The organism is Streptomyces sp. NPDC002795 (genome assembly GCF_042888725.1).
GTDB lineage: Bacteria > Actinomycetota > Actinomycetes > Streptomycetales > Streptomycetaceae > Streptomyces.
The window spans coordinates 34,948-44,324 of the sequence record NZ_JBIAQB010000023.1; the positions used below are offsets into that span (position 1 = coordinate 34,948).

The window sequence follows — 9,377 nt, forward strand, 5'->3', positions numbered from 1 at the left end:
CGGTGGTGGGGATCAGTTGGCGGGCGTCTGGGCCTGGATCGCCGTGATGACGACCGTGTTGACGATGTCCTGCACGAGCGCGCCGCGGGACAGGTCGTTGACCGGCTTGCGCAGGCCCTGGAGGACCGGTCCCACGGCGATCGCGCCGGCCGAGCGCTGCACGGCCTTGTACGTGTTGTTGCCGGTGTTGAGGTCGGGGAAGATCAGCACGCTCGCCTGGCCCGCGACCTCGGAGTCGGGCAGCTTGGTGGCGGCGACGGACGGCTCGACCGCGGCGTCGTACTGGATCGGCCCCTCGATCCTCAGGTCGGGGCGGGCCTCCTTGACGATCTCCGTGGCCTCGCGGACCTTGTCGACGTCGGCGCCGGAGCCGGAGGTGCCGGTGGAGTACGACAGCATCGCGATCCGCGGCTCGACGCCGAACCGGGCGGCGGTGCCGGCCGACTGCGTGGCGATGTCGGCGAGCTGCTGGGCGTTGGGGTCCGGGTTCACGGCGCAGTCGCCGTAGACGAGGACCTTGTCGGCCAGGCACATGAAGAAGACCGACGAGACGATCGCGGCGTCCGGCTTCGTCTTGATGATCTCGAAGGCGGGCCGGATCGTGGCGGCCGTGGAGTGCACGGAGCCGGAGACCATGCCGTCGGCGAGGCCCTCCTGGACCATCAGCGTGCCGAAGTAGTTCACGTCCGCGACCACGTCGTGGGCCAGCTCCGGGGTGACGCCCTTGTGGGCGCGCAGCGCGGCGTACGCGTCGGCGAACCGTTCCCGCAGCGCCGAGGTCTGCGGGTCGATGATGTCGCTGTCGGCGAGGTCGACGCCGAGGTCGGCGGCCTTCTTGCGGATCTGCTCGACCGGCCCGAGCAGGGTCAGATCGCAGACGCCGCGGCGCAGGAGCACGTCGGCGGCGCGCAGCACGCGCTCCTCGGTGCCCTCGGGCAGCACGACGCGGCGCTTGTCCGAGCGGGCCCGCTCCAGGAGCTTGTGCTCGAACATCATCGGCGTCAGGCGGTCGGAGGACGGCGCCTGGATGGTCTTCAGCAGGCCCGCGGTGTCGACGTACTTCTCGAAGACGCCGAGGGCGGTCTCCGCCTTGCGCGGCGTCGCGGCGTTCAACTTGCCTTCCATGGCGAAGAGTTCGGCCGCCGTCGGGAAGGAGCCGCCGGCCACCGCGATCACCGGAGTGCCGGGCGCGAGGCGCTCGGCGAGCTTGAGGATCGCTTCGCCGGGCTGCTCGTTCAGGGTCAGGATGACGCCCGCGATCGGCGGGGTCCCGGCGCTGTGCGCGGCGAGCGCGCCGACGACGAGGTCGGCGCGGTCGCCGGGGGTGACGACCATGCAGCCGGGGGTCAGGGCGTTGAGGAAGTTCGGCAGCATGGCGCCGCCGAAGACGAAGTCGAGGGCGTCGCGGGCGAGCCCCGAGTCGTCGCCGAGCAGCACCCTGCCGCCCAGCGCGTGGGTGATCTGGGCGACGGTCGGCGCGGCGAGCGCGGGCTCGTCGGGCAGTACGTAGCAGTCGACCGGCAGCCGCCCCGCGAGCCGCTCGTGCACATCGTCCCGGTCGGCGGGCGCCACGCGGTTGACGACCATCGCGAGGACGTCGCAGCCCAGGCCGTCGTAGGCGCGGTAGGCGTTGCGGGCCTCGGCGCGCACCGATTCGCCCGTCTGCTTCTTGCCGCCGACGACGGGGATCACGGAGGCGCCGAACTCGTTGGCGAGCCGGGCGTTGAGGGCCAGCTCGTCCGGGAGCTGGGTGTCGGCGAAGTCGGTGCCGAGCACGAGCACGACGTCGAAGTCGCGGGCCACCTCGTGGAACCGGTCGACCAGCCGCGAGACCAGCTCGTCGGTGCCCTGCTCGGCCTGGATCGCGGAGGCCTCGTGGTAGTCGAGCCCGTACACCGTCGCCGGGTCCTGCGACAGCCGGTAGCGGGATCGCAGCAGGTCGAAGAGCCGGTCGGGGCCGTCGTGGACGAGCGGCCGGAAGACCCCCACCCGGTCGACCTGACGGGTCAGGAGCTCCATGACCCCAAGCTCCACGACCTGGCGGCCGTCGCCGCGGTCGATCCCGGTCACGTACACGCTGCGCGTCACGCGTGCTCTCCGTTTCCCTTGAGGTTCTTCTCGTTCGAACCCGACTTTTCCGGGTCGATTCGGTCTCTTCCGGGTCAAAAAAAGGCGCGCAATGGAAGCCGTGCCCCCTTGACAATACCTCTGACGGTGGCTAGGTCGCCCGCCGGACAGAAGGCCTTTTCTACAGGGTCCAAGTGCCCATGGAACCCCTGCCGAAGCTCCCTGCCCAGCCGATCGCGAGCGCGTCGCCTCCGGGAGCGTGGAACAATCGACATCGCTCACCGATGTACCAGTAGCGAGCAGGAGAAACAGCACGATGCGTATCGGAGTTCTCACCGCAGGCGGCGACTGCCCTGGCCTGAACGCCGTGATCCGGTCGGTCGTGCACCGCGCCGTCACGCACTACGGCGACGAGGTGCTCGGTTTCGAGGACGGCTACGCGGGGCTGCTCGACGGTCGGTACCGACCGCTCGATCTGAACGCGGTCAGCGGCATCCTCGCCCGCGGCGGCACCATCCTCGGCTCCTCCCGCCTGGAGCGCGACCGGTTCCGGGCGGCCTGCGAGAACGCCAAGCAGCTCGCCGAGGAGATCGGCTTCGACGCCCTCATCCCGATCGGCGGCGAGGGCACGCTCACGGCGGCCCGGATGCTGTCCGACGCGGGCCTGCCGGTCGTCGGCGTACCGAAGACGATCGACAACGACATCTCCTCCACCGACCGCACCTTCGGCTTCGACACCGCCGTCGGCGTCGCCACCGAGGCGATCGACCGGCTCAAGACGACCGCCGAATCCCACCAGCGCGTCATGGTCGTCGAGGTCATGGGCCGGCACGCGGGCTGGATCGCCCTGGAGTCCGGCATGGCGGGCGGCGCCCACGGCATCTGCCTGCCCGAGCGGCCCTTCGACCCGGCCGACCTGGTCAAGATGGTCGAGCAGCGGTTCGCGAACGGCAAGAAGTTCGCCGTCATCTGCGTCGCCGAGGGCGCCCACCCCGCCGAAGGCACCATGGACTACGGCACGGGCGCGATCGACCAGTTCGGCCACGAGCGCTTCCAGGGCATCGGCACCGCGCTCTCCTACGAGCTGGAGACCCGCCTCGGCAAGGAGGCCCGCCCGGTCATCCTCGGCCACGTGCAGCGCGGCGGCACCCCCACCGCGTACGACCGCGTGCTCGCGACCCGGTTCGGCTGGCACGCCATGGAGGCCGTGCACCGCGGCGAGTTCGGCAAGATGACGGCGCTGTACGGCACCGACATCACGATGGTGCCGCTCGCGGAGGCGGTCACCGAGCTGAAGACGGTCCCGAAGGACCGGATGGACGAGGCGGAGTCGGTCTTCTAGAGCCGCACTTCTCTTACGGATGACGGATCCTGGACCAGAACTCGTCCAGGATCCGCTCCAGGAACTGCCGCCCCGCGTCCCCGGACCCCGGGGACGTGCCACCGCCCCAGCTCAGCGTGGCGGCCATCAACGCCTGATACTCCAGGTGCATCTCGTGCAGTACGTCCTCCAGCTCGCGGCGCTGCACCGGCACGAGCCGGGCGATCGGCCGCACGGACCCCTGCCAGCGCGTCCGCGCCGCGTCCCGCAGCAGCTCCGCGAGGTGCGCGTCGCGCCCGGTCACCGTCGCGAGCGCGCGCGGGGTGAGCCGCAGCGTGTCGGCGAGCGCCGTCGACTGCCGGTCGTTGCCCTGCCAGTCGCCCGTCTCCTCCATCCGCAGATACGAATGGATCTCCAGGCCCACGGAGCGGGCCACGTCCTCGGGTGCGAGCCCCAGCGCGAGCCGGTGCTCGCGCAAGGTCCGCGGGACGCCGATGAGTTCGCTCAGCGAGCACCACAACGCTCCGGCGAGCGCGGTGAGTTCTCCCGAGGAGGGCGCCGCGTCGCCCCGCTCCCAGGCGACGATGACGTCCGGCGTGATGTGTCCGAGCCCGTAGGAGGCACGCATGCCGTACGCGACGTGCCCCGGCGCCATCCCGAGCGCTTCGCGCAGGCGCCGGGCGGCGGGGGCGTTGAACGGTGGGGTCGGCTGGTTGGGCATGGCCTCGTGCTGCACGGCCACAAAGTAGGGGGTCACGGGGCGTTTGGCTACAGTCCGCGCTCAACCCTTTACGGCACCGCTCAACGCGAAACCGCCTCCAAAGCGCCGTGACACCAGGACGTACAGCAGCACCACGGGTGTCGAGTAGATGATGGAGAACGCGGCGAGCTGCCCGTACACGACGGTGCCCCGGTTGCCGAAGAAGTCGTTGATGCTGACCGAGGCCGGCATCTGGTCGGGGGAGAGCAGCAGCATGAACGGGACGAAGAAGTTGCCCCACATCATCGCGAACGAGTACACGGTGACGACGGCGACCCCGGGCCCCATCAGTGGCAACACGATCCGGACGAGCCCCTGGAAGGTGTTCGCGCCGTCCGTCCAGGCCGCCTCCTCCAGCTCCTTCGGCACGCCGTCCATGAAGTTCTTCATCAGCCATACGGCGAACGGGAGTTGGGACGCGGCGAAGAAGTAGATCGTGCCCGCCATCGTGTCGATCAGGTTCACCTGCACGAACAGCGCGTACACCGGGACCATCACCGCCGTGATCGGCAGACAGGTCGCGAACAGCGTCGTCGCGAGAAACGGGTTGTTCAGGCGCGAGCGGTAGCGCGAGAGCGGATACGCGGCGAGCGCGGCGCAGCCGACCGTGAGGGCCGTCGCGCCGCCGCACAGGATCAGCGAGTTGAGCAGCGGCGTGAAGGTGACGTCGGGCTTCAGTACGTCGTCGAAATTGCCGAACGTCAGCTCGGAGGGCCACTTCACCCGCAGATTCGCGTCCGCGTCGAGCGACGAGAGCACGACCCAGGCGAGCGGCAGCGAGAAGGCGAGCGCGACGAGGAGCAGCGCCGCGTCCGCCGAAAGTCGTCTACGGATACGGGTCTTCACTCAGTCCTCCGTACGCAGCAGCCGCATGTACACCAGCGAGAACAGGGAGCCGACCACGAGCAGCAGCAGCGCCACCGCGGTGCCGTAGCCGATCATGCTCTTCTGGAAGGCCTGCTCGTACATGAACAGGGGCAGGGTCTGGCTGTGATTGCCGGGGCCGCCGCGGGTCATCACCCAGATCAGGCCGAAGACCGACAGCGTCTGAAGGGTGTTCAGCATCAGGTTCGTGCCGATGGAGCGGCGGATCATCGGCAGCGTGATGTGCCACAGCCGCTGCCAGGCGTTCGCGCCGTCCACCTCGGCGGACTCGGTGACCTCCGTCGGGATCTCGCGGAGCGCCGCCGAGTAGACGAGCATCGAGAAGGCGGTGCCGCGCCACACGTTCGCGAACGACACGGCCAGGATCGGCAGCGTGAACAGCCAGTTCTGGCCGGGCAGTTGGAGCCAGTCGAGGATCGCGTTGAGGGTGCCCTCGCGGCGGAAGAACGCGTACAGCAGAAATCCGGCGACGACCTCCGGCAGCACCCACGCCGTCACCACGACCGCCCCGGTGACCGTCCTGACCGGCTTCGACGCGCGCTGCATCAGCGCCGCGAGCGCCAGCCCCAGCGTGTTCTGCCCGACGATCGACGACAGGAACGTGAAGACCAGCGTCAGCCATACGGCGTTCAGGAACGCGTCGTCCTTGAACGCCGCCGTGAAGTTGTCGAAGCCGACGAAGGACGACTCCGCCTGCCCGGTCAGCTGCAGATCGGTGAAGGCGATATAGGCGCAGTACGCGATCGGGCCCGCGAGGAAGAGGGCCATGAGGACGGTCGCCGGGGCGACCGGTACGAGCCGCAGGACTGCCTTGCGACGGGTGCGAGGCACTGCTCCGCCCGCTTCCCGGCTTCTCTTCAACTCCCTCCCGGTCAAGGCTTCTTGACGACCTTTCCGTCCGTCGCCGTCCTCACCTGCTCGTCGTACGTCGACGCCGCCTTGTCGACCGAGGCGTCGCCCGTCGTCACCGACTCCATCGCCTCCTGGATCGCGGTGGAGACCTTCGGGTACGCGGGGTAGGCCGGGCGGTAGTGGGTGCTCGCCACCAGGTCCGTGAAGAACTTGATGCCGGGCTGCGCCTTCACGTACGCGGGGTCGGCGGCGACGTCCTTGCGGACCGCGATGCCGGAGTTGGCGATGTACCAGCGCTTCGCGTTCTCCTTCGTCTGCATCGTCTTGATGAAGTCGAAGGCCAGATCGGGATTGGCGGACTTGGCCGGGATCGCCCAGGTCCAGCCGCCGGACATGGAGACCTTGCCGGGCGCCTGCCCGGTTTGCGTCGGCATGTGGGCGAGCCCGAGCTTCTGCGACCACTCGGGCCACTCGTGCCCGCTGCCCTTGATCCAGTCCTGCGGGAGCCAGGAGCCGTCGAGGTTGATGCCGAGCTTGCCCTCGGGCAGCAGCTCACCGCGCACCTGAGTGGGGTAGTTCGGGTCGAGGGAGTCGGAGACGTCGGGGCCGAGCTTCTCCTTGAAGACGGTCTCCACGAAGTTCAGGCTGTCCTTGAACGCCTTCGAGCCCGTGACCCACTTGCCCGTGCTCTTGTCGTAGAGCGGGTCCGCGGTCCCCGCGCCGGTCCCGTACAGGAGCATCTGGAAGCCCTGCATCGTCGAGGCCTCGCCGGCCGGCTTTCCGGTGTAGACGTTCAGCGGGGTGACGCCGGGGACCTTCTGCTTGATGGTGCGGGCCGCGTCCAGGACCTCGTCCCAGTTCTTCGGCTGCCAGGGCAGTGCGATGCCGGCCTTCTTCAGGATCGCCTTGTCGTACCAGAGGCCGCGGGTGTCGGTGCCGTCCGGGACGCCGTACGTCTTCCCGTCCCGCGCCTTGGCCGCGGTCTTAGCCGTGTCGATGAACCGGCCCCAGTCCGACCACTTCTCCAGATATGGGTCGAGGGGCTTCAGATACCCGCTGGCGATGTCGGAGTTGATGAGGAAGGTGTCCTCGTAGACGAGGTCGGGGGCCGTCCTCGGGGAGCGGAGCATCTGCTGGAGCTTCGTGTAGTACTCGGCGTCCGGCGCCTTGATCGGGACGAACTCCACCTTCTTGCCGGGATGCGCCTTCTCGAACTTCTTCTTCATCCCGGCCAGGTAGTCGTCCATGACCTTGACCTTGTTGTCCATGGACTGCTTGAAGGAGACCTTGATGGTGTCCGAGTCGCTTCCGGAGCCGCCGCCGCAGGCGGTGAGCGTCGCGGCGGCCAACAGGGCGGTGGCGGTGAGGATCGGGGCGGTGGGGCGCACGGGCACGACCTCCTACGGAGCATCGCGGGCTCCGTTGCCCGCGGGGCTGCACAGGAACGTATGGGCGTGACCGATCAGGGTCAATGGGTGTGGAAAGTTAGGTAAGGCTAAGCTAAGTTAATCTTTGGGTGGCGTCGCAACGCCCCCATCCGTAAAGGAGATTGACGCAGCATGCCTCGAATCACCCCCAGGATCCGCCGTTCCGCCGCTGTCGCCGTGGCCCTCGTCGCGGGCGGCACACTCGCCCCGGCCGGCGTCGCGAGCGCCGACACCGGCGCCGCCGCTACCGCCTCCGCCCCCGTCACCAAAGGCCTCTACCAGTCGGCGTACTCGGAGCGGAACCACGCCCTGTGGACCACGTCGGCGGTGGGCCGCCCTCCGGTGACCAGCTCCGCGCTCACCAAGCTCGACCCCGTCACGCTCAAGGTCGAGGCGACGTACACGCCGCCGGTCACCGACGCGGCCACCGGCGCCGTCGAGGCGGTCTACGGCATCGCGGTCGACGACGAGCACAACACCGTGTGGGTCACCAACACCCGTGACAACTCGGTCGCCGTCTACAGCCAGCGCGACGGCTCCCACCTCGCCACGCTGCCGAACGTCGCCCACGCCCGCGAGATCGTGGTCGACGACAAGCACGACACCGTGTGGGCGAGCGGCTTCGGCGACGGCAGCGTCGTGGCCTTCGACAGCCGTACGTTCACCGAGAAGAAGCGCGTCACCGTCGAAGGCGCGGGCCCGACCGGCCTCACCGTCAACGAACGCACCGGCACGGTCTACGCCGCCGACCTCACCAACGACCAGCTGATCGAGGTCACGCGGAAGTCCACGAAGCCGCGGCTCATCCCGGCAGGCGACGGCCCCATCTCCGTGGCCCTCTCGAAGAACGGCCGCACCGCCTACACCGCCGACAACACCGCGGGCACCGTCTCCGTCGTCGACCTGGACAAGGGCCTCGTCACCAAGTCCGTCCCGACGGGCGCGGGCGCGCTGTCCGTGAAGAGCGACGACCGGTCCGGCAAGCTCGTCGCCGTCAACCGCACCGACGCGACCGCCACCGTCGTCGACCCGCGCAAGGGCTCCGTCGTCAAAACGGTGAGCACGGGGGCCAACCCGAACCACGTCGAGATCGCGCGCGGCACGGCGTACGTCGTGGACAAGTCGGGCACGGGGCCGGCGGGCGAGGACACGCTGACGCGCTTCCGCGTCCGCTAGGTTCTGTCGCTTCCTCTGGTTCCCGGCCGGGCTACTTCCAGGTGTAGACGAGCTCCGGGCGGCCCACCTGCCCGTACTGCGGGCTGCGCACGGCCCGCCCGGAGTCGACCAGGTGCTCCAGATACCGGCGGGCCGTGATCCGCGAGATGCCCACCGTCTCCGCGGCGGCCGCCGCCGTCATGCCCTCGGGCGCCTCGCGCAGCGTGTGCGTGACCCGTTCGAGGGTGGGCGCGCTCAGCCCCTTGGGCAGCGCGGCGGGCGCCGGAGAGCGCAGCGTCGCGATCGCCCGGTCGACCTCGTCCTGCCCGGACGCCTCGCCGGACGTCGCGCGGTACTCGGCGTAGCGCACCAGGCGGTCCCGCAGCGTCGCGAACGTGAACGGCTTCAGCACGTACTGCACGACCCCGAGCGACACCCCCTCCCGGACCACCGCGAGATCACGCGCGGACGTCACCGCGACGACGTCCGCCTGATGCCCGGCCGCGCGCAGCGACCGGGCGAGCGAAAGCCCGTGGCCGTCCGGCAGGTGCAGGTCGAGCAGGAGCAGGTCCACGGGGTTGCGGTCCAGGAACCTCCTGGCCTGCGCCGCCGAGTGCACCTTGCCCACGGCGGCGAACCCGGGAACCCGGCCGACGTACAGCGCGTGCGCGTCCGCCGCGACGGGGTCGTCTTCGACGACGAGGACCCGGATGGTGTTGCGGTCGACGTCACTCATGGGGTTCCTCCCTTTCAGCCCCGCCGGCGATTGAGGCGCGGGGTCCGGGGCAGAGCCCCGTGGCCGTAACCCCATCCGGGGCTGAGGACTGGGGGGGGCGCCCCCCCCCCCCCCCGGGCGGCGGCCCCCCCGGGGGGGGGGTGGGGGGACGGCGCCGCCCCCCACAGGCGGCCC

The 9,377-nt window shown here is 69.8% G+C and carries 8 protein-coding genes; 2 read left to right on the forward strand and 6 right to left on the reverse strand.

All coding sequences use genetic code 11. From position 1 onward, the window contains the following. Window positions 1-12 precede the first annotated feature (12 nt). On the reverse strand, window positions 13-2,088 hold the full coding sequence (gene pta / locus ACFYWS_RS39190) for a phosphate acetyltransferase (RefSeq protein ID WP_389284484.1): 2,076 nt from the start codon (window positions 2,086-2,088) through the stop codon (window positions 13-15). Between the two features lie 295 nt (window positions 2,089-2,383). On the opposite strand from pta, the gene ACFYWS_RS39195 reads away from it, so the two are divergent. Further along, entirely contained in the window at window positions 2,384-3,409 is a 1,026-nt protein-coding gene (locus ACFYWS_RS39195) for an ATP-dependent 6-phosphofructokinase (protein WP_389284486.1), read from the forward strand. A 13-nt stretch (window positions 3,410-3,422) separates the two neighbouring features. On the opposite strand, the gene ACFYWS_RS39200 is transcribed toward ACFYWS_RS39195, so the two are convergent. From ACFYWS_RS39200 to ACFYWS_RS39215, 4 genes are all read right to left on the reverse strand, one after another. After that, the gene (locus tag ACFYWS_RS39200) at window positions 3,423-4,109 is read right to left on the reverse strand and encodes a helix-turn-helix domain-containing protein (RefSeq protein ID WP_389284498.1); all 687 of its coding nucleotides are present in this window, start codon (window positions 4,107-4,109) and stop codon (window positions 3,423-3,425) included. A gap of 60 nt (window positions 4,110-4,169) precedes the next feature. Next, a complete protein-coding gene (locus ACFYWS_RS39205; protein ID WP_389284487.1) occupies window positions 4,170-4,994 on the reverse strand; it encodes a carbohydrate ABC transporter permease in 825 nt (274 codons plus the stop codon). After that, entirely contained in the window at window positions 4,995-5,801 is an 807-nt protein-coding gene (locus ACFYWS_RS39210) for a carbohydrate ABC transporter permease (RefSeq protein ID WP_389284500.1), read from the reverse strand. 104 nt (window positions 5,802-5,905) lie between these two features. Next, window positions 5,906-7,273 carry an ABC transporter substrate-binding protein gene (locus ACFYWS_RS39215; RefSeq protein WP_389284489.1) on the reverse strand — a complete coding sequence of 456 codons (1,368 nt, stop codon included), beginning with the start codon at window positions 7,271-7,273 and terminating at the stop codon, window positions 5,906-5,908. Between the two features lie 171 nt (window positions 7,274-7,444). Between ACFYWS_RS39215 and ACFYWS_RS39220 the strand changes: the two genes are divergently transcribed. Further along, on the forward strand, window positions 7,445-8,488 hold the full coding sequence (locus ACFYWS_RS39220; protein WP_389284490.1) for a YncE family protein: 1,044 nt from the start codon (window positions 7,445-7,447) through the stop codon (window positions 8,486-8,488). A 31-nt stretch (window positions 8,489-8,519) separates the two neighbouring features. Here the strand turns inward: ACFYWS_RS39220 and ACFYWS_RS39225 are convergent, their stop codons facing one another. Continuing rightward, entirely contained in the window at window positions 8,520-9,203 is a 684-nt protein-coding gene (locus ACFYWS_RS39225; protein ID WP_389284492.1) for a response regulator, read from the reverse strand. Window positions 9,204-9,377 lie beyond the last annotated feature (174 nt).

Bases quoted from the DNA above. Each gene is read 5' to 3' on its own strand.
- ACFYWS_RS39225 (WP_389284492.1), bottom strand. From the start codon at position 9,203: ATGAGTGACGTCGACCGCAACACCATCCGGGTCCTCGTCGTCGAAGAC.
- ACFYWS_RS39200 (WP_389284498.1), bottom strand. From the start codon at position 4,109: ATGCCCAACCAGCCGACCCCACCGTTCAACGCCCCCGCCGCCCGGCGC.
- ACFYWS_RS39210 (WP_389284500.1), bottom strand. From the start codon at position 5,801: ATGGCCCTCTTCCTCGCGGGCCCGATCGCGTACTGCGCCTATATCGCC.
- ACFYWS_RS39195 (WP_389284486.1), top strand. From the start codon at position 2,384: ATGCGTATCGGAGTTCTCACCGCAGGCGGCGACTGCCCTGGCCTGAAC.
- ACFYWS_RS39220 (WP_389284490.1), top strand. From the start codon at position 7,445: ATGCCTCGAATCACCCCCAGGATCCGCCGTTCCGCCGCTGTCGCCGTG.